The sequence below is a fragment of the Spirochaetota bacterium genome, from assembly GCA_034190085.1.
In the GTDB taxonomy this organism is placed as follows: Bacteria; Spirochaetota; UBA4802; order UBA4802; family JAFGDQ01; genus JAXHTS01.
On sequence record JAXHTS010000071.1, the window covers coordinates 89453 to 111601 of the forward strand.

Consider the following 22149-nt stretch of genomic DNA (forward strand, 5'->3'; position numbering starts at 1 on the left):
ATTGGCAGGCAAGTCTGTAATGACAGGAGTATACTTTATGAATGGGGATGAAGCCTGTGCTGAAGGTGCTATTGCGGCAGGATGCCGTTTTTTTGGCGGTTATCCGATAACCCCTGCCACAGAGGTAGCAGAACGCATGGCGAAAAGGTTACCTGAGGTTGGTGGAATTTATATACAGATGGAAGATGAAATGGCTTCAATGGCTGCTATCCTTGGCGCAAGCTGGGGCGGCAAAAAGGCTATGACCAGCACCTCCGGTCCTGGTCTATCGCTTATGCTTGAGAATATTGGTCTGGGGATCTGTACTGAAACGCCTTGTGTTGTCTGCAATGTACAGCGTGGCGGACCTAGTACCGGACTCCCCACCCTTGTGTCTCAGGCTGATATGATGCAAGCAAGATGGGGATCTCACGGTCATTATGAGATAATTGCACTAACCCCCTCCTCTCCTCAGGAGATGTTCGACTTTACTATTAGGGCATTTAATCTCAGCGAAGAATACAGGATTCCGGTTCTAATTATGTCAGATGAAGTTGTTGGTCATATGAATGAGAGGGTAGTGATACCGGAGGAGAATAAAATTGAATGTATTAATCGAAAAAAGCCCAAGGTCTCTCCTGATAGATACCTGCCCTTTAGTCCTGAATCCGACTGGATAGCACCGATGGCATGTTACGGGGATGGTTACAGTGTGCATATCACAGGCTTAACGCATGATGAACGCGGCTATCCGGGTATGGACGCAGATACTCAAAAACAGATGTTGGAACGACTCGTTAACAAAATACGTAATAATGCCAATAAAATAATTGATTACAATTTTTTTGAAATGGATGATGCTGATATTGTTGTTGTCGCTTATGGAATTAGTTCCAGATCAGCAAAAAAGGCAATTTTTGAAGCCAGATCTAATAATATCAAGGTAGGACTTATAAAACTTAATACTGTCTGGCCCTTTCCTGAAGAGATGATAAGAGACCTATCAAGCAGTGTTCGTGGGATGATAATGCCGGAGATAAACTATGGACAGGTAGTTCTCGAACTTGAACGATGTGTAGGTGGTCGTTGCCCTGTCACCCTCGTGCCGCATGCAGGGGGATCAATAATTAAACCATCAGCAATTCTGAAGGCGATTGAAAATATGTAAGGAGAAATGATGAACAGCAAAAAAAGAAAATCAAGACAGATCCCTCATCCTCAGGATGAATTATTACGCACTGACCGATTACCTCATATCTGGTGTTCTGGTTGTGGTATTGGAACTGTCTTCAGTTGTGTAATCTCAGCTATCAAAAAATCGGATTATGCACTCGAAGATATTGCATTGGTATCCGGAATAGGATGCACAGGTCGGATGGCAGGTTATATTAAGCTGGATTCATATCACACAACACATGGAAGGGCTATTCCATTTGCTACTGGGTTGAAACTCGCTAAACCTGATGGCGCTGTGCTCGTGGCATCTGGTGATGGAGATCTATTTGCGATTGGGGGGAATCATCTCATTCACGCCGCAAGAAGAAATATCAATCTTACTATTATTTGCGTAAATAATTTCAATTATGGCATGACTGGCGGACAGATGGCTCCAAGTACCCCCTTTGGTGCCAAAACAACCACTAGCATGATCGGAAATCCAGAAGAGCCCTTTAACTCCTGCCATTTAGCATCAACCTGCGGAGCTGTGTATGTTGCCCGGTGGACATCACTTCATATCCGAAGACTGACCGATTCAATCACAAAAGCAATGAGGAAAAACGGTTTTAGTTTTATTGAGATACTGGCTCCATGTCCAACGTCTTTTGGCCGACATAATAAAATGCGCAAGTCACTAAATATAATAAAATTTTATCATGAAAAATCCATAATCAAGAATAATATCAATCCAGAAGAGGCTGTTGTGGACTTCAATAAAAACATTGTTGTCGGAGAGTTCGTTGATATCGAGCGTCCGACATTCCTTGATAATTATGAACAAATAAATCGTCGTGAATTAGGGGACTGGCCTAATCTAGATTTAGGGCTAGATCTTCATGAGAAACGAACAATGGGATTATGAAATGAGTAAACAGACAGAAAAGGAGATACTAATATCAGGATTTGGAGGCCAGGGGATTGTCCTTACTGGCAACATTATTGGGAAAGCCGCGACCCTTTATGATAATAAATTTGCTACTATGACACAATCCTATGGACCTGAAGCCAGGGGTGGTTCATGTTCTTCCCAGGTTGTAATCAGTGAAGAGGAGATACTCTTCCCTTATGTTGAGAATCCGCAAATTCTTATATGCATGAGCCATGAGGGTTTTAATAAAAATAGGGAATCCCTAATCAAGGGTGGACTCCTAATCTGGGATTCTGATCTTGTTACAGTCTCTCAACCTGATGAAAGCTGGAAATTATATAATATACCGGCAACGCGCTTTGCTGAAGAGTTAGGAAACAAAATGATGGCAAACATTGTTATTCTCGGTTTTTTCTCAGCATTAAGTGAGGTCATCTGCGCTGATTCATTATGTAAGGCTGTTCTTATCTCAGTGCCAGCTAAAACGAAGGAGATGAACAGTATAGCTTTTGACAGAGGACGTGAATATGGGATGGAAATCCTGAAAAGCTATACTATGCAGGAGAAAAGACGAGGTATTCAGTGATCCCAAAAGAAAAATATAAGGAACGCAGGAATGCGGTTCTTCTTGTGGGTTCAGGTTATGGCCCCCTCAAGGTTGCAGAAGACCTTGCACAATCGGGAATCCCTGTGGTTTGGGTAACAAGGGAACATCATTTTCTCAAACTTTCTGAACAAAGGGATGATTTTATTGAATTCCCTGGAGATCTGAATTACCAGTTCAGGCCGCTATATCTGAGGGTAACTCGTCATCCCCTTGTAACACCATTGACCCAATCAAAGATAGTCTCCATTACAAAAGATAGGAATGGCTTTAAGTCAACAGTAGTGCTTGAGCCTCAATATATAAATTATAATTTATGCATTGGATGCGGGAAGTGTATGGAGGTATGTCCTCTTAATGAGAGTGAGAATCCTCCGCTAATGCGAACACCCTCTTACTGCCCATCCCGTGCACTTGAACTAGACAAAAGGATGCTCAGCTCATGCAGAATAGAATGTCCATTAAATATCAATGTACAGGCTTATATGGCAATGATTGCAGCTCATCGTTTTGATGAGGCCCTTGCAATTATCAGGCAGGATAATCCTCTTCCAGGAATATGCGGCAGGGTATGTCATCATCCCTGTGAAGTGTCATGCCGAAGAGGTGAATTGGACGATGCTGTTGCCATACGGGCATTAAAGCGTTTTCTTGCAGATTATGAGGCGAGGATCGACCATCCCAAGCTTACAATGATAGATCAACCACGGCGATCTGAGCGCGTTGCTGTAATTGGTTCTGGTCCTGGTGGATTAACCGCTGCCTATCATCTTAATTGTGCTGGTTTTCCTGTCACCGTATTTGAAGCACTTTCAGAGCCTGGCGGCATGCTGCGGTATGGAATAAATGCATTTCGACTACCAAGATCGATCCTGAAAGCTGAAATAGATGCCATTATAGATACAGGGGTGGATATTAAGATAAATAGCAGAGTTGAATCAGTTGAATATCTTTTTGATCAGGGATACAGCGCTGTGTTGCTATGTATCGGGGCGCACTGTGATTTAAAGATGAATATTCCAGGTGAGGATGCGCTAGGCGTATTAGGTGCTGTGAAGATGCTTCGGACTCTTAATCTGGGAGAGAGGGTTGAAATTGGCAGGCATACTGCTGTCATCGGTGGGGGCAATTCAGCGATAGATGCGGCAAGAACGGCTATTAGGCTTGGTTCGGAGAGTGTGACCATATATTATCGAAGAGAAAGATCGGATATGCCAGCTGATGAGAATGAGATTATTGCAGCGGAAGAGGAGGGTGTACATTTTGAATTTCTTGTCTTGCCTGTGAGAATGCTTATGGGGAATGGGAGGATTAGTGCTCTTGAGGTTATACGCATGCAACCTGGAGAACCTGACAAAAGCGGAAGAAGACGGCCGGAGCCAATTAAGGGTTCAGAGCATATAGTTAATGTTGATACAGTTATCACAGCCATCGGTCAGCGATCACATTTAGTGGATGAAGGTCTTGCAGGTAAGATTCAAACAGACGACCGAGGTAGGATATCTGTTGATGCGCGGTCATGCACCTCCTGGGAGGGAGTTTTCGCTGCAGGAGATGCTGTGACAGGGCCTTTGACTGTAATCGAGTCCATGGCAGGGGGTAGGCGTGCGGCTTATTGCATAATAGAGTATCTCACTAAAGAGCCTGTTGATGATACTGAACTTACTGCCAGTTCACGCGGAGTTGGCGATTATATAAATATTTCTGAAAAAATTTTAACACAGAGGCGACCGGAACCTGCCCAGCGTCAACCGAAAGTTAGACGTAACGATTTTGAGGAAGTAGAATTTGGATTAACTGAAGAACAGGCCATAGTAGAGGCAAAGAGGTGTCTTCAATGCGGATTATGCTGTGAATGCCGTGCCTGTGAAACTGCCTGCGGTGAAATTAGCGCAATTGATCATTTCGTAAAACCTAAGAAGGTCCGAATCCTCAGTCCGGGCATCATCATTGCTGATGAGGATGAGATGAATCATTTGTCTTTAGACTATTCTGAAGGAATTTATCATATTGACGAAGATATTGAGAAAAATGATCTATTAAACCTAATGATTGCTGGTAGTTCATTAGCAGGTCAAGCAATGGTAAGAGCAGCAAACCTACGTGAATCAGCAATACAAAAAATAGGTTATGAACATGATGTGCCAAGGATTTTAGACATAGGGGTTTTCCTATGCACATGCAACGGTACTATGGCTTCCCCTGTAGTATTAAATCAGATCATGGATATGTTAGCGAAGATACCTCAGGTAAAACATAGCGAACTTATCGTTTCATGCTGCCATCCAAAGGGAGCTGAGCGTATAGCAAAATCTTTTAAGAAACATAGACTCACCAGGGGAATTGTCGCCTCCTGTGTCTGCTGTCCTCTTGAGTTTCAATGCATTTCATGTAATGATCAGCGAACGCGTGCACGAATACATCTTTTTGACACCCTCAAGCTTGAACGAAGCCAGTTTGAAATGATTAACCTAAAGGATAATCTCAACATAGGGAATCTGACTATTGATGAAATGATGGAATTTTCACGCGATATGCTCCGCAATGCCTTTATTAGGACAAATTACAGAGAAAAATTACATCAGGGCTTTACTGAAATCAGCAATAATATACTGATACTCGGTGGATCGGAAATTGGCATCAACTGTGCAATTAATCTTGATCAGCAGGATTTTCGAGTACGTTTGGTTCATCAATGCAGACTTGCTAAAGATGTAATGCTACCGGAAGAAATTACAGATCGAAGATTAGATATGGACTTTGGCAGATCAATTGATCATGTCAAGGAAGCCGTTATTGAAGAAATAAAAGGGCACATTGGCGATTTTACAGTTATATATAATCAAAATGGCAAACAGGGACGTTGGCAAGCGGATATGATTTGCCTAACGGACAACCATCTCCTCTCATTAGCTATACAGGAGGAGATGATGGGATTGAAAAAAATATATCGTTATAATTTTTCTTTTTTTCATACGCCACAACCCGGTTTTTATAGGATTCATTCAAGGACATTGGAGAGGATCAATGCCCCTGGAATAGGCACAGCGTTGGCTGCGCAGGTTGCAAAAGCCTCAGTTGAATCCTTCTTAAAGGATCATGAACTCAGTCCTAGGATAGATGTTGAGCTTTGCAGGGGTTGCGGTCGCTGCAAGGATATATGTCCCTTTGGCGCAATAAAGATGGTAGCCGGGCCGGATGGTATATATCATTCAGAAATCCTTCGTCATAACTGTGTTGGTTGTGGTGGATGCGTGGGGCGATGTCCTGTTACTGCCATGGATATGCCCTATTACTCAAATAAGCTGTTGACTGAAGTCTTTACGCGTACATTAAATTGGGAGCAGGATAATGAAAAGAGCTAATCTGCTAGGAATTTGCTGCAATTGGAGCCCATGGGCCTGCTATAATGCAGCCTGCATGGCAGGGATGATTATGCCTCCAAACTTACGAATTAAACGAGTGATGTGTATTGGTAGAATAAATCAGGCTTTAATTCTTAGAGCATTTGAATATGGTGCAGATGGGGTTGTCATTCTTGAATGCAAGGATGAAGATTGCCGGTATGGACCAGGCCCTGAGGTGGGACATTCAAATGTAGCAAGGGCGCGTAGAATTTTACGACTGATAGGTATTGGTCAAAAAAGGCTTATTGAGAGGAGTTTCCTCGCACATGAGAAGGAGGAAATGGTTGCAGCTTTATGGGAATTTTCTCGAGAAATAGAAAGCATGGGTCAGAACCCAGCTAAACCAAAACAGGAGCGTGAAGCATCGTGAGCCTTGAAGATCCAAGAATAGACCAGATATTGAAAAAATACAACCTGTATCAATGTCTTGAATGTGGCAAATGTTCTGCATCCTGTCCGCGTCTCTTAACCGGTAAGGAATATTCACCCTGGTTGGTTGCTCATAAACTGATATCAGAGCGCGATGATGAAGCCTTTATCGAAAATCAGGTATGGGAATGCCTTACATGTGGTCTTTGCGAAGAGCGTTGCCCCTCAGCTGTTGACTTTAGTCATTTTATTCTGGAGATGCGAACCCTGTTGGCTGAGGATAAGGGACTTAAGGGTTTTCGTTCACATGATGGGGCTCTTCATTCATGGATGAGAATGATGACCTCGCCAGACTTAGTACAGAAAAGGTTAGATTGGGTTGTGCCCAAATTGCGTGTTTCTGATTCAGGACCCATAGCATATTTTGTAGGTTGTGCTCCATACTTTGATGTATTCTTCTCATACCTTGAAGTTGATACGCTGGCTATTGCTAGGGACAGTATCAGACTGCTGAATTTTCTTGACATAGAACCTGTATTATTAGAACAGGAACGCTGTTGCGGCCATGATCTTCTCTGGACAGGGGATCGCGTAAATTTTGAGAGCCTTTGTAGATTGAATTATGAGGCTTTTAAAGCTGCAAAGCTTGAAGAGATTGTTGTATCATGTCCGGAATGTTATCTTACACTAACTAAATATATGCCAGAGTGTATCCCTGAATTCGATATTAAAATTACACTTATCATTGACCTTCTGGAAAATGAGATCAAAAAGGGTGGAAAGTCATTGAAACCATTAGATAACAGAATAACCTTTCAGGATCCTTGTAGGCTTGGACGTTTTCTTGAGCGATATAATGAACCTAGGAATTTACTTAAGAGGATACCTGAACTCAAATTAAATGAAATGGAGAATTCAGGAAGAAGCGCCATTTGCTGTGGTACAAGCTGCTATATCAATTGTGATGCCTATTCCAAGCGGATTCAGGTGAGTCGACTTAGAGAGGCAAAGAAAACTGATGCAGATATGTTGATTACAGCATGCCCCAAATGTATGATTCATCTTATGTGTGCGAAAAGAGATCCGATAAATGATGAGTATTTTAATTTTGAGATAAAGGACCTTGTTAGTATTTTAGCGGATCAAATTGAATGGACAGTATAACTATTATCATATTAACCTAACGATAAGAAGGAGCGTCAATGGAAGAAACAAATAATATTGAAGAGATACGGATAGGGGTATATGTTTGTCATTGTGGCTTCAATATTGAGGGGGCTGTTGATTGCCGCGCTGTTGCAGAATATGCTTCTCATTTGAGAGATGTAGTATTAGCAAAGGATATCACCTACCTCTGTTCCGAACCTGGTCAGGATCAGATTAAAGGGGATATCATCGAAAATGGGATCAATAGGATTGTAATAGGTTCCTGTACTCCAAGACTGCATGAAACGACTTTTCGTCAATGCCTTGAAGGGGCTGGACTTAACCCTTACCTTTTAGAGATTGCCAATCTCCGAGAGCAGTGTTCCTGGGTTCACAGTCATAACCGTGAGGAGGCTACAGCAAAGGCAAAAGACCTTATCAATTCAGCTGTTTCTAGATCCAGGTTCCTCTTGTCGCTCACTGACACTGAATTAAAGATCAAAAAATCGACCTTGGTTATTGGCGGAGGCGTTGCTGGCATACAGTCAGCTCTCGATCTTGCAAATGCAGGTTATAAGGTTATCCTTGTAGAAAAAGAGCCGAGCATTGGAGGCATTATGGCATGGTTGGATAAGACATTTCCAACCATGGATTGCTCTATATGAATTCTAGGTCCAAAGATGACTGATGCCGGTCGGCATCCGAATATTACACTTCTTACTTTAAGTGAAGTTAAAGAGATTACAGGGTATGTTGGGAATTTCCATGTTAGAATAAATAAGCGTGCACGATATGTTAAGGATGATTGTTCGGCCTGTGGCGAGTGTATAGATGTCTGCCCTGTTCTTATACCGGATGAATTCAATATGGGGCTTTCAACACGCAAGGCGATCTATTCTCAATTCCCACAGGCAGTTCCTTCAACCTATGTAATAGATATTGATCATTGTCTTGGACACAATCCAATTGTATGCGGCAAGTGTATTGAAAAATGCGATAAGAAATGTATTGATTTTAATATGAATGATGAAGATCTGGAATTTGATGTGGGGACCATCATCGTTGCCACAGGAACAGCTATTTATGATCCTGCAATTCTTGATGAATATGGCTATACTCGTTATGAAAACGTATTAACCAGTATTGAGTTTGAACGCTTAATTAATGCCGGAGGCCCCAGCCATGGTGACGTCATACGCCTTAGTGATCGAAGGGTTCCAAAATCAGTTTCATTTATTCAGTGTGTCGGATCGCGTTCGCAGAATCGCGGTCATCCATATTGCTCAAATGTATGCTGCATGAATACCATTAAGAATACAATAATGCTAAAGGAGCATTATCCGGAAATGGAGGTAAAGGTCTTCTATATTGACATCAGGGCCTTTGGCAAGGGTTTCGAAGATCTCTTCCGTCGCAGCAAGGGAATGGGAGTCAGGTATATCCGCGGTCTTCCAGGTTTTATTAAAGAAGATACAGAAACAAAAGATTTAATTCTATCGGTTGAGAATACAGCCTTGAGGGTGTTGGAGACTCATAGGAGTGAGATGGTAGTCCTTGCCGTTGGCCTCGAATCACCTGAGGATATGAATGTTATACAGGAGATGCTTGCCCTGCAAAAGACCTCTGATGGATTTTATCTGGAGGCTCATCCCAAACTTCAGCCAGTTGATTCAGCAACCCGCGGTATATATTACTGCGGATGCGCAGAGGGGCCAAAGGACATTAAGGATTCTGTAACCCAGGCGTCTGCTGCTGCTGCTCGGGCAATGTGCATTATGAATCCGGGCCAGATGAGGGTTGAGTCGATCAATGCTGAGGTTGATCCTGATAAATGTACATTCTGCGGTCTATGCGTAAAGGCATGCCCTTTCAATGCTATCAGCGTAGATAAAAAAAAGAAAATCCCAGCCCATGTGACAAGCGCGGCCTGTGCTGGTTGTGGCAACTGTGTTGCTGAATGTCGAGAAGATGCAATTACCATGCATCATTTTACTGATGATCAGATTATTGCCCAGATTGATTCCATTTTAGAGGAAAAATCTGAAAATCGCATTCTTGTCTTCGCCTGTAACTGGTGCTCCTATGCAGGAGCAGATTTTGCAGGAATTTCGAGGCTACAATATCCTGCTAATACAAGGTTGATTCGCACGATGTGTTCAGCAAGGGTATCTGAAAAGTTTATATGGCATGGCTTTAAAAAGGGTGCATCCATTATACTTGTTTCGGGTTGTCATATTGGTGATTGTCATTATATTGATGCTAATCATTGGACAGAGCGCAGGGTAAAGAGAATACATAAAAAGATGGAGAAACTCAGTATGAGGCAAGAACGGCTTCAACTTGAATGGATAAGTGCGGCTGAGGGTATGCGCTTCCAGGGGATCATGCAGAAAATGGAAGAACTTCGAGAGAAGGTCACCTTAAAGGAGATTGCTGAGACGCAGCAGGTTCTAAAAAATGAGTCTATATCATAACCTGAAGGTGACCAAAAAGAGTAAATATCAGTTATAGCACCTATTCCTGTTAAATCTATTACCCGTTCCAGATTCGGCCTGCCATTTTTTTCAACAATTACTCTTTTTGTTTCGATTATTTCCCAAATAATAGATTAAATCTATAATTTGTAATATTTCTCAAGAAAATGAGGGTGTCAGATATAATGCTGGATATTACCCCTTAAATAAAAAGCTCAGTATAATTATTGATTATATGTAGAAAAGGATGAATATGATAATCGATTTCAAATGATTGGCATGTTATTCTTCTTGAATTGTTTATACAAATATGATACTATATTGAGCAATGGGGGTTCCGTTAATGGAAAAGGAGAATGAATTAAATAATCAAGATTCAGAAAAAGTGGAATCAGAAAAATCTTCTCAAGCAGGGGAAGAGAAGGGCGAGAACACAGAGAGTAATGCTGACGAGAAGAAGGATGAAAGGATTGAGTTAAAGGTCTCACATTTAAAACCTGGGATGATTATTAAGGGGAAGATATATACAGAATCAGGGCAGTTCCTCTTCGAAGAGTATCACGTCTTGAATGAGGAGGATCTTGAACAGCTAAACGAAAAAAAGATAGAAAAGATATATTACATCCCTGTAACAGACATAATATCAGACAATACCAAAAGAGAGAGCATTGAATTTATGATGCAGTTTGTAAAATCTGTGAAAACAGGGAAAACTGCTAATATAAATGATGCACATAAGGTAGTTGATCTCTTGATAAATGATGTCTACTCCAAAGAGGTTGGCCTGATTAATCTTATTGAATTGAAAAACTATGATGAATATACCTATGTACATTCAATTAATGTTGGCATCTTGGCCATAATTCTCGCTAAAAAGCTTGGATTAAATGAAAATGATACCAAAAAGATAGGGCTTGGAGCCTTTGTCCATGATATTGGAAAGATCAATACTCCATTGGAGTTAATATGGAAGATTGATAGTGACGATGATTATGAGAATACAACAATTCATGAACATCCTATGTTTGGCTATAAGATTTTAGAATCCGCTTCTGGAGTCACAGAAGATATCCTGAATATAGTGGTAGGTCATCATGAAAATTTTGATGGATCCGGTTATCCCGGAGGACTTCAGGATAAAGCTATTCATAAATTTGTTAAGATTATTTCAATATGCAACTATTATGATTATCTTATTGAAAAACTTGATGGTAAGGAATCACTCACACCAAGAGAGGCGGTCTTAGAAATATGGGATTTATCAGGGAAAAGTTTCAACCCCTTCATTGTTAAGGCTTTTGTTAATGATCTTTCGTATCTGCTATTAAATAAACCAATTTATCCAATCGGCAGTGTTGTTCTTCTGAACACAAAAGAGGTGGCGATAATTGAGAGCGTTATGAGATATTCTGATATTAAGCCGCTGGTTCGTATATTATCCGGTAATGATGGTAAAAAATTGGCACGACCAATTTCAGTCAATCTTAAGAACGATCCTACCCGTTACATCAAGAAGATAATGAAATTAGGTGAGGCATAAAAGATGTAATCTGTAATTCACTAATTTGCCTTGATAACGATCCCAGAAACAGGTGAAAGACCTTTTGTGGTAATGAAACGGTTCTTTTCATTTTTGGTATGCCCACTCTTTATATAAATTTGTACATAGTATAAACCCACCTTTGAGGTTTGAAAGGAAAAGTGAAACTGCTTGCTATTATCATCGTAGTTTATTTTCCAGAAGGGCAGACTAACCACCCTTGAATCAGTAAAATCAGAATATGAGTTCTTTTGAGCTATCTGTTTCGGTGTCATTGGGGAGGGAAATGGTTCATAATATACAACCACAAAGAATATGCCGTAATTAGGGGCAGCTACCCTTCCGGATATCTTTACAGATTCCCCTGCCCTTATGCTTGTTTGTAAAGGTTCAATCTCAAGATATATATTCAGATACTCCTCATAATATCTGAAATTATTTTCAATTAACGAAAATCCTAATCCTACATGAGTGTGCCAGGGATTCAGGATATTCTTTCTATGTCCATCATGTGGGGATTTTTCGTTATACATTGCCATATGTGAATCAATAATAAAATTGAGTACATTTTCATAACTCTTTTCCATTGGGACTGATCTCCATCTCATCGCTGCATTCTCGGATACATGATGCATCCCTCCAGCAAATGCATAACGATGATATGGTTTTTCTCCCCTTAGATTCCAATGACCAAAATAATTGCCCCTAACAGCCTCTGATGCTGTCTTGCTCGCTATCCTACAAGCAAGAATATCAAGCTTAAGCGATCTTAAACCATGTCGAGACCTATTGGTATTTATCTCCTTTAGTATTTCAAGCTTTAGCTTTATTGTCTCTTCATTATCCTTGTATTCTTCAAGTTGCTTTACTCTACTATTTTCATCCAATAATTCACTTAGGTATGATTCAGTGTAGGGTAGTGAAATTGATTGATGGGTAGTCAAGAAAACGGATATTATCAGAAGATTGATTGAAATAATTCCAAATTTTTGCATTATTCTGATCCTATCATTATGTAGGAATGTGAATTAGGAATACCATTTTATAAGCAGAAGTAGTTCCAAGTCCTCTTTTGTAGCTAATACTATCAATTCTATATAATATTATTTATCTTAATTACTCGATAGATTGTTATAATAATCCAGATGTTTTATCGCTTGGTATTCGTATTCCACTTAACATCTGATAACATGTGCTTCCTGTTACAGCGCTATTCTTTCCATCTAAAAATAGCTTAATACTAGGATCTAATTCAACCGCCGTACTCAGTATATTAATTGCAGTTTGCTTACGTCGAAGCATAACTGCAATTGTATTAGTAGTAATATTGAGTAATGTCTCCTGGGGTTTGTTAATAAAATCACCAAAATTGCCAACACAAGCACAACAATATGCAAGATGACCGGAAGGTAATACTACGATGTTATTGGCTATAAAGGCTCCATATTCGGTCTCACAGATAAAACCTTTCAATTCATTACATCCATCAGTTGCAATAAGATCAACTGGATCAAGCTCTATCCTTCCATCGGTGTAATAGGAATTCTTTGTGATATCCTTTACTTCTATACTCTTCCCATTGCCTTTACTAAAGGAGACTAAAGCCCTACCTAAGAGCATGATCCTATTATTAGGAACCCCATATAGAAGTGGCGTTCCGATTCTCGATTTTCTACAAGCCTTCCAGATTCGATTAAGCATGTCCATTAGGGTGCTATTGGATGGTGCATGATGAAAGGGGTCCATTGAAATACAGATATGTGTACGACCACTATTATCGGTTTCATGATCACTCCAATGCTGTATGACTGTATTAGCACTTTGAATGTCTTTTGCAAACCGTCCGTTGGTCAAGATAAAGATATCATATTCTGGAATTCTATTATTAATGTATTTCAATAGATCTTTTTGGAATTTCAGTCGATCATTTTTCGATACTTCCACACCATCCATCACATGCGGCCAGGTATAGAACTCTCCCCCACTAATACGTATCGATGGCCTGCCAAAATTGAGAGGAGTGATTCTTTGGTCATTTATCCACATGGAGGTATAATTTTTCCCCATTAAACAATCTGCATAACCCTGATAGACTTCTTTTGTCAATTTTTTGGGAGGTTTGGGTCGCATATATAGCTTTTCATATTTCGCGGGATAAATTGTCCTAAACTGGCCACCCCTATCAAGTGTTTGAAGTCTTGATAATATAGAATATTTTGCGATATTATCAATTACTTGTTTTGCTCGGTTTGGATGAAGAGACTCTCCCCTATGAGGCCCGGAGTTGGTTATACAATGTGCACACCTGTCATTCCCATGAAATGATAGATATAATTCTACTTTGTTTATAGCTGGAAGAGGAATTTTTGATTTATCCGGAATGGTTGGTATTAAGTTTTTATGCTTTAGTGTCTTAATAATCTCATTGGTAAGAGGGTTATTCCCTATGTCAGTCATTATGACTCATTTGCCCTTATTGAAATAATCGGATATGTCCTTCAAGGTTTCCTGTGTGAATTCTGAGCTGGATGCGGCGATGTTTTCCTGCTGAATCTCTTCATATATTTCTTTTCTATGAACAGCGATTCTTCTTGGAGCTTTTATCCCCAATTTGACCTGATCTCCCTTTATGTCAATCACAACTAACTCAACCTCATCACCTATCATTATGCTCTCATTCAATTTTCTCGCCAATACTAGCATGATTCTATTTCTCTCCCTCGGCAAGCTTTTTCATCTCCTCTAGAATTTTATGTTTTACTATATATTTATCACTTAGGGAGATAACCTGCCTTCCAATTCGCTTTTGTGGATTTATTGCTATTGGACCTTGTAGATTTGCTGTCATTTCAGAGGGATTAGATGGAATAGTAACAATGGCAAACACAAGCAATTCTTCAACACTTTCAACATTCAATGCCTTCATGTCATTCTGTGATACTATTAGTTCATATTTTACAAGAAAATCGATTGGTCTTATTATAATAAAGGCCAGTTCTGGTATTGAATACGCCTGCATCCATTTGAATGGAGACTTCTCATCTGAGTCAAGGATTACGAATTTTTCAACAAACTCAAATCCCAATATCCCGTCAGGGAAATCTATAATCTGTTTTTTCTCTACCTTTATCTGTCCAAAGGGTTTTGTATTAATCTGGATACTCAACTCTCTTTCCCCTATTTTATTCAAATAATGATTACAGTAAAATATTATATACCATTTCGGAACTTCCAGATAATTCACTTCTCAGATTATTAAAGGAGAAACCTCATCCCATTCCCTTCCACTTTTTTGTAAGTCTGCATTAGTAATTGAAGCAGCTTTATTAGCAAAAAAAAGATGATAGTAACACGCTTTTATATATCCACTAATGTGATGAGATGTGTATTATGAATGTCTTTCGGGAAATTTCTTAATCAGAGGTAACCTAATATTATCAAAAATAATTGTCAATGAGATTATAATATAAAAATTGAATTGTAGCTTAATAAGTGCAGGAAATTCGATATTTTAGCTGTTAATGGCGAAAAAAACTAATGTTTTTTTAATAGCTCTCATAATATTCATCAATTTCGATATTGGAATATGTGTTAAAGTTTAAGGAGAATATTTTTTATAAATGAAAAATATTGCGATAATGATATGGAATAATTCAATCAATTATAATTCTAGTCAGGATATTTTTTCTTTATCAATATTATGTCATCCAATATTTCCATAAACACCTTCACAAGGTTTGGATCAAAGTGTGTACCGCTCCTTTTCTTAATTTCTGTAACTGCGTCCTCAACTGACCAAGCTTCCCTAAAAGGTCTATCAGAGGTCAGCGCATCAAACACATCACATAATGCGACAATGCGACCTTCTATAGGTATCTCTTCTTTCTGCAATCCCCGAGGATAGCCAGAACCATCCCATTTTTCATGATGAGTTGCAGCGATTTGTTGAGCTATGCTTAAATGTTTAGAGTTATAGACCGATAGCATCTCTTCGCCAATAGCTGTATGGGTTTTCATTATTTCCCATTCATCATCATCGAGCTTATCAGGTTTGAGTAGGATAGACTCAGGGATTGCAATCTTTCCAACATCATGCATAACACTAACCTGACGCAGCAATTCACAATCCTCATCACTCATCCCATAAGCGCGAGCGAGAAGGTAGCTATAATTGCTAATGCGTATTATATGATTGCTGTTCTTATTATCCCAGTATTCCGCAGCGCGTCCAAAGCTGTGAAAAATATGAAATTGATTCTCATGATTTCCCTCTATGGATTCCTTCGCATCTGTTCCAAAAATCTGATCCTGTTTTTGCAACTCATCTGTGGCATGTTTTAAGGCAAGATGCGTCTTAATTCTAGCCTTAACTTCAAATATATCAAAGGGTTTGTTGATGTAATCCACTGCGCCAATCTCAAAGGCCTTAGATTTATCACCAAATTCATCCATGCCAGTAATAAAAATTACTGGTATGTCATTTGTCTCTTCATCTCCTTTCAACCTTTCACATACTTGATAACCATCAAGACCTGGCATCATGACATCCAATAGAATTAAATCTGGGTGGTTCTCCTTAACCTTTGCAAGAGCCATCAATCCGTCTATGGCTGAGTCTATTATATAATCATTTTTAAGAAGATGTGATAGAATATCTATGTTGCTCTTCATATCGTCAACAATTAATATCCTATCATTATTTGCATCTTCATTCATGCATGTCTCCAGTAATCATCTGAGTTAATCCTTTCGGTTTGTGTATAAAAAAGCCTAGCGTTAGTATTCATATAGCGCTGTATTATTGTTATGAGGACGAAGAATTGCTATAATTGATATAATCAAGCACAACGCTTGATTAGCAACCGAACAACGATGGTGAAACTAATTCAAGAAGCTATTTATATAGCTTAAAATGAATTGTAACTCAGTTTCATGAAATAATCAATAAAAAATATTAATTACACATTACATCGAAAAGATTTTGCATGTGTATAAATAATTAATATTTAAAAATGAATATTGATTGATTTATGTTAGTTAAAGGAATATAATTAAAATAAAATAATGAATTATGCGCCATCGTCAAGGTCCTACATATAATTAACAAGATTATTAGGGAGATAAAATGAAAAAAATAGTATTACTGGCTGGGATTGTATCGCTTATTTCAGGCTGGTTGTCCAATGGAATATACCCCCAGGAAAGAGACGAGGAGACACCACAGAGTATTGAATTGATTGAGGAAGTGGAAAAAGAACAACGATTTAACATCTCTGGTTTCATGGATTTTCAATACGTGCAATATGATTTTAAATCGGAAGAGAGTCAAATGAAATATTTGTTTAAAGAAAATGGCGCCTTTGTTCTTAACAACTTCAATCTATATTTCTCATTTAACGTTAGCGATGACCTGTTGGCGTTTAGCGAGATTAGATTCCTTTTTGCCCCAACTGGGAATGAGCAACTAACCCCTGTCGATGATGGCTATGTATACATTGGCGACGATAGCAATGCAGTAGACCATATAATTATTACCCCCTACAATAATTTGACTTCCGATAGTCAGGCAACAAGATTCAAGTATGGCTCATTATTTATTGAAAGGGCATATTTTGAATGGAATAAGCTCTCCTTTGCTAACCTTAGGCTTGGTCGTTACCTGGTGCCATATGGCATTTGGAGCCAGGATCATGGCGCCCCTGTAGTTACATCGGTGAGAGTTCCGCTAATGGTAAACACGCCATTAATTTCTTTTGGCATGCCGCAGCGACAAACAGGGATTGAGCTTTTAGGAAAAGTTAACCTTCCTAGCACAAGTATATTCTTAGACTATGCTGCTTATATCGGCAATGGCATATCTGACTCAGACGCAACTGCTGATGAAGCGGATAAAAATAAGGCTTATGGAGGATTCCTAAATTTCAAGCTCCCTTTAATTGCTAAAATGATTGATATTGAACTCGGCTGCTCTGGTTATCAGGGGGAGAGGACATTTATTTGTAAGAAGATAGCAGAGCCATTTATCCTCTCTTCAATAAATGATGGCACACAAAGCATTTCATATAATATCGATTATTCTGATATAAAATTTTATTATAAACAATTGGATACAATAGCCTTAGCTCATGTAAAGGTATCCATTGGCTCATTGCCCTTTGATGGCACACTTATTATTCAGTCAGAGTTTATGCGTCAATGGGTTGATGAAAAATCGGATGAATCTCGATTAGTAGATATTTGGGGACAACCGAGAAAAACTGATGATTCTTATTTTTTCGGTTCATATTTCCAAATTGAGTATCAGATCTTTGGAAAAATTACCCCCTACTTCAGATACGAGCGCTTAGAGTCGAATACTATAGATACTTCAATAGCCCTTACACTGAAACATGCAAACATGTATACTGTGGGTTTGAATGTAAAACCATACGATGAGGTTGTTATAAAGACGGAATGGTTGAGATTCGATGCGGCTTCTGCAAGTGGATGGATTAAGATAGAAATGGATGGTACAGTTACTCCATATGTAGCCAGTGAGGATGTGGATCAATATAGTGTTGCCGTATCATTTTCATTTTAACTCTCGGTCTATATTGTAAAATACAAGTAATAGGATATCTATGATTGAGCATTGAAAATTTCGAGATGAATAATTGATTAAGCATTTATCCGGATCGCTGAAATTTTGATACTATATTGAAATATTTTAGGGGTATAGGATGAAGGCAATAACAATATTCGGAAAGGTAGTTTTGAGTATAGCGGTATTCCTTCCATTAGGGCTTTTGGCCCAGGAGGATAAAACGATTAGTAAGACCAATCTATTAATAGATGAAGATGAAAGAATACAGCGTTTAAACATACAGGGTTTTATGGATTTCCAATATATGCAGTATGAGTTTAAATCAGAGGACAGTCTGCTAAAAAATTTTTTTATGAAAAACGGGGCTTTCTGTCTAAATAATCTAAATTTATATTTTTCATTTAACGTTGGTGATGATCTGTTGGCATTTAGTGAGATGAGATTTCTTTTTGCTCCATCTGGCATTGAACAATCTACTCCAGTAGATGATGGATATGTGTACATTGGGGAGGATAGCTCTGCTGTAGATTATATCATAATAACCCCATACAATAACCTTACCTCTGATAGTCAAGCTACTCGATTTAAGTATGGCTCAATCTTCATAGAGAGGGCATATTTTGAATGGAATGCGATCCCATATTTAAATATCCGACTTGGGCGCTATCTTGTACCTTATGGCATTTGGAGCCAGGATCATGGAGCGCCGGTATTAACCTCTGTGAGACTTCCATTGCTGGTTCAAACCCCATCACAGAATGTTGGGATGCCACAATGGCAAACAGGGATAGAACTTCTGGGAAAGGTTAATGTCCCTGGCACAAGTATATTTGTAGATTATGCCGCATATGCTGGGAATGGCATATCTGACTCGGACGCAATTGATGATGAGGCAGATAAGAACAAGGCTTTTGGCGGATTCTTGAATTTTAAGCTTCCATTAATTGCCAAAATGATTGATATTGAATTTGGCTGCTCCGGTTACCAGGGGGATAGAACATACATCTATAAAAAGACTGCAATCCCTTATATATTATTTTCATTAAATGACGGCACTCAAAGCATCTCCTATGATATCGATTATTCAGGCTATAGATTCTATAATAACCAGCTGGATACCATTGCCATGTCTCATATTAAAATTTCAGTTGGATCATTGCCTTTAGATGGCACTCTTGTATTGCAGTCAGAGTGTATTCAAAATTGGGTTGATGAAGATGATACCAGACTTGTAGACAGATGGGGCATGGAGAAGGACCCGGAAGACTATATCTATTATGGATATTACTTGCAGATGGAGTATCAAATATTAGGGAAAATTACGCCTTATTTTAGATATGAGTGGTACAAGACGGATTCAGAAATAATTTCGATAGTGTTATCTGTAAATCATATCAGGATGTATACTATGGGATTGAATATTAAACCATACAGAGATGTAGTTATCAAGACTGAATGGGTTAGATTTGACATGCAATCGAGGGGTGGATGGTTCAGGTTGAACACAGACGGAACATATACACCCTTCGATGTGGATGATGATATAGATGAGTACTGCATAGCTGTATCATTTTCATTTTAGTATTATACTATTGCAAGAGGTGTACAATGAGAATACGGCTATTTCTGATAATGCTATTAGTAATAGTGTATATAGTTATATCGCTTTTTCCGGGAAATTCTGAAACAAAGGATAATGTAGTTGTTATTGTTCATAAGAGCAGACCCAAGCTTACTGATAATCAGATAAGATTGATATTCACTGGTTACATGACAACATGGCCAAATGGAGGCAAGATCAGGGTGATGATAAATAGAAACGATGCCATAAAAGAAAAATTTATTAATAATTATTTGAATATGTCAGTTGCTAAATTCAACAACCTTTGGACAAAGAAGAAAATCCGCGATGGCGTTCCTCCTCCACGAGAGGGCTCCAGTGATGTAATTAGCACACTTGTATCATCCTCTCCAAAGTATATAGGATTTATCTTAGAATCAGAGTTGATATCATCCGTTAAAGTTGTCGCTAGATAGTTGATTTCTTTTGGAGGTTGATTAATGAATTATAAAATGAAATTATTCAACAGATATAAAAATATGAGGATCGTTAGCAAGGTTTATAGCGCACATATAGTTGTAACGCTATTAGGTTTGATTATATGTATTTTCTTCATCATCGGAATGTCTACCATCAGCCGTCTTACCGATAAAATGTATTACTATCCATATATTATTGCTAATAATGTCTATGGGGCACAGAAGGATATATTACAGATTAAAAATGAAATGATGGATAATGTTCTTTTCAAAAAAGGCAGAGCTGATATTGAATTGGCTATATCAAGAATTGAGGACTATAAGGATAATGTTGATAATCATTTCAGGATTATAGAAGAGAGAATGACAGATGAAAAGGGGAAGGAGCTTATTGCCAAAGCAAAAGATAATTTTAAAGACTGGAAGGCTATTATTGATGAAGTAACCCACTTGATAACAAATAGAAGCTCTAGTGAGGCTTTATTGATAATGAAAGGTTGGAGCCAAAAGCATGTAGGCAAGCTTATTGAATTGATGGACTTAATGAGTAATCATACTGATGAATTAGCAATGAATTTCCATATTGATGCCAACACGGCTAGCTCTAAAGTAAAATCGATTTCTCTCATAAGTACCATTGTGCTAATAGTAATAATTATCTTTATATCAATTTTTATTTCAAAAAACATAAAATTATCCGTTAGCTCAGCCATTGATACAATAAAGGATATAACCAAGAATGGCGATCTCTCTCAAGAGATAAAAATAATGAATAGAGATGAAATGGGAGAGATAATAATGCATCTTAATGAATTATTAAATTCCCTAAGGGATTTGCGAGATCAGGCTAAGTCAATATCTGATGGGAACCTAACAGATAGAATTCTGGATAATAAAATAATCGGAGATCTGGGCGAGGAGTTCAGTAAGATGGTATATAATTTGAAGCTGCTGGCGAATCAGGCAAAGGCTATTTCAGAGGGGGACCTTAAAAATGAGATTTTGGATAATAGAATAGATGGAGATCTGGGAGATGCATTCTTTTCCATGAAGGAGAATCTGAAAAGCATAGTTGGAAGTATAAACTATCTTATCAACATCACATCCTCAACAGTAAATGAAATATCTGCGATAAGTGAAGAGATGGCAGGCGCTGCAAATACACAAGTAGACATGATCTCAGATATTTCTTCTTCTTTTTCACAGTTGACTGGATCGATTAAGCATGTTGCCGATAATGCAGGTATTGTATCCCTTAAAGCAGGCGAAAACACCCAAATTGCAGAAAGAGCTAAATCCCTTACTGAAAAGGCAATTGATATGGTGATTTCAACAAAGAAGATTTCAGATAAGATAAATGATACTTTTATGGAACTGCAGAGAAAGGCAGAAAATATAAGTGATATTATAAATATTATTTTAAATATAGCTGATAAGAGTGATCTCTTGGCGCTAAATGCCTCTATTGAGGCATCATCTGCTGGAGAGTCTGGAAGGAGATTTTCAGTTGTTGCAAGTGAAATGAGGAAGTTATCTGAAAGGATTTCCCTTTCTACAGGAGATATTGAAAAAATTTTAAAGGAGATTCAGGATAGCATTGGAGAATCCGCAGGTTTGATTAAGACTGAGGCAGATGATATTGAAAACACCGGCAATATCATCATGGAACTTGAGTCAGTATTTAAGGGTCTGTATAATGACTTCAGTGATACATCAAAGATGATGATCGAGGTCTCCACGGCTACAGAAGAACAGCGGATTACTACTGAGTCCCTCAAGGGTTCTGTAGAGGAGATGAACATATCAATTCAAGAAACAACGAATGCTGCAGAGGGGACGGCTAGGGCCGCTGTGGAGTTAATGGATAATGCTAATACTCTTATCGAATATGTAAAAAGGTTTAAGCTTTGAACCTCTATAC

17 protein-coding genes are annotated in these 22149 nt (G+C 38.7%); 12 read left to right on the forward strand and 5 right to left on the reverse strand.

Features of this window, described 5'->3' with window-relative positions; genetic code table 11:
* Position 1: 1 nt before the first annotated feature.
* From SVZ03_14190 to SVZ03_14225, 8 genes are all read left to right on the forward strand, one after another.
* Positions 2 to 1147 carry a 2-oxoacid:acceptor oxidoreductase subunit alpha gene (locus tag SVZ03_14190; protein ID MDY6935360.1) on the forward strand — a complete coding sequence of 382 codons (1146 nt, stop codon included), beginning with the start codon at positions 2 to 4 and terminating at the stop codon, positions 1145 to 1147.
* A gap of 6 nt (positions 1148 to 1153) precedes the next feature.
* Positions 1154 to 2059 carry a thiamine pyrophosphate-dependent enzyme gene (locus SVZ03_14195; GenBank protein ID MDY6935361.1) on the forward strand — a complete coding sequence of 302 codons (906 nt, stop codon included), beginning with the start codon at positions 1154 to 1156 and terminating at the stop codon, positions 2057 to 2059.
* 1 nt (position 2060) lies between these two features.
* Positions 2061 to 2651: a 2-oxoacid:acceptor oxidoreductase family protein gene (locus SVZ03_14200; GenBank protein MDY6935362.1), complete on the forward strand. Its 591-nt coding sequence runs from the start codon at positions 2061 to 2063 to the stop codon at positions 2649 to 2651.
* Positions 2648 to 6034, forward strand: coding sequence for an FAD-dependent oxidoreductase (locus tag SVZ03_14205; GenBank protein MDY6935363.1), 3387 nt, complete (start codon positions 2648 to 2650; stop codon positions 6032 to 6034). Before SVZ03_14200 ends, SVZ03_14205 begins: the two co-directional genes overlap by 4 nt.
* A complete protein-coding gene (locus SVZ03_14210) occupies positions 6021 to 6446 on the forward strand; it encodes a hydrogenase iron-sulfur subunit (GenBank protein ID MDY6935364.1) in 426 nt (141 codons plus the stop codon). Before SVZ03_14205 ends, SVZ03_14210 begins: the two co-directional genes overlap by 14 nt.
* Positions 6443 to 7609: a (Fe-S)-binding protein gene (locus tag SVZ03_14215; protein MDY6935365.1), complete on the forward strand. Its 1167-nt coding sequence runs from the start codon at positions 6443 to 6445 to the stop codon at positions 7607 to 7609. The genes SVZ03_14210 and SVZ03_14215 overlap by 4 nt, the downstream gene beginning before the upstream one ends.
* A 38-nt stretch (positions 7610 to 7647) precedes the next feature.
* Positions 7648 to 10065 (forward strand): CoB-CoM heterodisulfide reductase HdrA2, encoded by a 2418-nt coding sequence (gene hdrA2 / locus SVZ03_14220; protein ID MDY6935366.1) that lies wholly within the window; start codon positions 7648 to 7650, stop codon positions 10063 to 10065.
* A 343-nt stretch (positions 10066 to 10408) separates the two neighbouring features.
* On the forward strand, positions 10409 to 11605 hold the full coding sequence (locus SVZ03_14225; protein ID MDY6935367.1) for an HD domain-containing protein: 1197 nt from the start codon (positions 10409 to 10411) through the stop codon (positions 11603 to 11605).
* A gap of 20 nt (positions 11606 to 11625) precedes the next feature.
* Here the strand turns inward: SVZ03_14225 and SVZ03_14230 are convergent, their stop codons facing one another.
* From SVZ03_14230 to SVZ03_14250, 5 genes are all read right to left on the reverse strand, one after another.
* Positions 11626 to 12600, reverse strand: coding sequence for a CAP domain-containing protein (locus SVZ03_14230; protein MDY6935368.1), 975 nt, complete (start codon positions 12598 to 12600; stop codon positions 11626 to 11628).
* Positions 12601 to 12736: 136 nt separating this feature from the next.
* Positions 12737 to 14062, reverse strand: coding sequence for a hypothetical protein (locus SVZ03_14235; GenBank protein ID MDY6935369.1), 1326 nt, complete (start codon positions 14060 to 14062; stop codon positions 12737 to 12739).
* Positions 14063 to 14068: 6 nt separating this feature from the next.
* Positions 14069 to 14308: a carbon storage regulator CsrA gene (csrA, locus tag SVZ03_14240; GenBank protein ID MDY6935370.1), complete on the reverse strand. Its 240-nt coding sequence runs from the start codon at positions 14306 to 14308 to the stop codon at positions 14069 to 14071.
* A gap of 4 nt (positions 14309 to 14312) precedes the next feature.
* Positions 14313 to 14771, reverse strand: coding sequence for a flagellar assembly protein FliW (fliW, locus tag SVZ03_14245; protein ID MDY6935371.1), 459 nt, complete (start codon positions 14769 to 14771; stop codon positions 14313 to 14315).
* A 503-nt stretch (positions 14772 to 15274) separates the two neighbouring features.
* Complete coding sequence (locus tag SVZ03_14250) at positions 15275 to 16321, reverse strand: response regulator (protein ID MDY6935372.1); 1047 nt, start codon at positions 16319 to 16321, stop codon at positions 15275 to 15277.
* 409 nt (positions 16322 to 16730) lie between these two features.
* Here SVZ03_14250 and SVZ03_14255 point away from each other — a divergent pair, with 409 nt between their 5' ends.
* The 4 genes from SVZ03_14255 (at position 16731) to SVZ03_14270 (ending at position 22139) form a co-directional block, all read left to right on the forward strand.
* Positions 16731 to 18185, forward strand: a complete 1455-nt coding sequence (locus SVZ03_14255; GenBank protein MDY6935373.1) for a hypothetical protein — start codon at positions 16731 to 16733, stop codon at positions 18183 to 18185.
* 139 nt (positions 18186 to 18324) lie between these two features.
* The gene (locus tag SVZ03_14260; protein MDY6935374.1) at positions 18325 to 19770 is read left to right on the forward strand and encodes a hypothetical protein; all 1446 of its coding nucleotides are present in this window, start codon (positions 18325 to 18327) and stop codon (positions 19768 to 19770) included.
* A gap of 26 nt (positions 19771 to 19796) precedes the next feature.
* Positions 19797 to 20225: a hypothetical protein gene (locus tag SVZ03_14265; protein ID MDY6935375.1), complete on the forward strand. Its 429-nt coding sequence runs from the start codon at positions 19797 to 19799 to the stop codon at positions 20223 to 20225.
* 24 nt (positions 20226 to 20249) lie between these two features.
* Positions 20250 to 22139 carry a methyl-accepting chemotaxis protein gene (locus tag SVZ03_14270; protein ID MDY6935376.1) on the forward strand — a complete coding sequence of 630 codons (1890 nt, stop codon included), beginning with the start codon at positions 20250 to 20252 and terminating at the stop codon, positions 22137 to 22139.
* Positions 22140 to 22149 lie beyond the last annotated feature (10 nt).

Bases quoted from the DNA above. Each gene is read 5' to 3' on its own strand.
- SVZ03_14195 (MDY6935361.1), top strand. From the start codon at position 1,154: ATGATGAACAGCAAAAAAAGAAAATCAAGACAGATCCCTCATCCTCAG.
- SVZ03_14200 (MDY6935362.1), top strand. From the start codon at position 2,061: ATGAGTAAACAGACAGAAAAGGAGATACTAATATCAGGATTTGGAGGC.
- SVZ03_14210 (MDY6935364.1), top strand. From the start codon at position 6,021: ATGAAAAGAGCTAATCTGCTAGGAATTTGCTGCAATTGGAGCCCATGG.
- SVZ03_14225 (MDY6935367.1), top strand. From the start codon at position 10,409: ATGGAAAAGGAGAATGAATTAAATAATCAAGATTCAGAAAAAGTGGAA.
- SVZ03_14230 (MDY6935368.1), bottom strand. From the start codon at position 12,600: ATGCAAAAATTTGGAATTATTTCAATCAATCTTCTGATAATATCCGTT.
- SVZ03_14235 (MDY6935369.1), bottom strand. From the start codon at position 14,062: ATGACTGACATAGGGAATAACCCTCTTACCAATGAGATTATTAAGACA.
- csrA (MDY6935370.1), bottom strand. From the start codon at position 14,308: ATGCTAGTATTGGCGAGAAAATTGAATGAGAGCATAATGATAGGTGAT.
- SVZ03_14250 (MDY6935372.1), bottom strand. From the start codon at position 16,321: ATGAATGAAGATGCAAATAATGATAGGATATTAATTGTTGACGATATG.
- SVZ03_14255 (MDY6935373.1), top strand. From the start codon at position 16,731: ATGAAAAAAATAGTATTACTGGCTGGGATTGTATCGCTTATTTCAGGC.
- SVZ03_14260 (MDY6935374.1), top strand. From the start codon at position 18,325: ATGAAGGCAATAACAATATTCGGAAAGGTAGTTTTGAGTATAGCGGTA.
- SVZ03_14265 (MDY6935375.1), top strand. From the start codon at position 19,797: ATGAGAATACGGCTATTTCTGATAATGCTATTAGTAATAGTGTATATA.
- SVZ03_14270 (MDY6935376.1), top strand. From the start codon at position 20,250: ATGAATTATAAAATGAAATTATTCAACAGATATAAAAATATGAGGATC.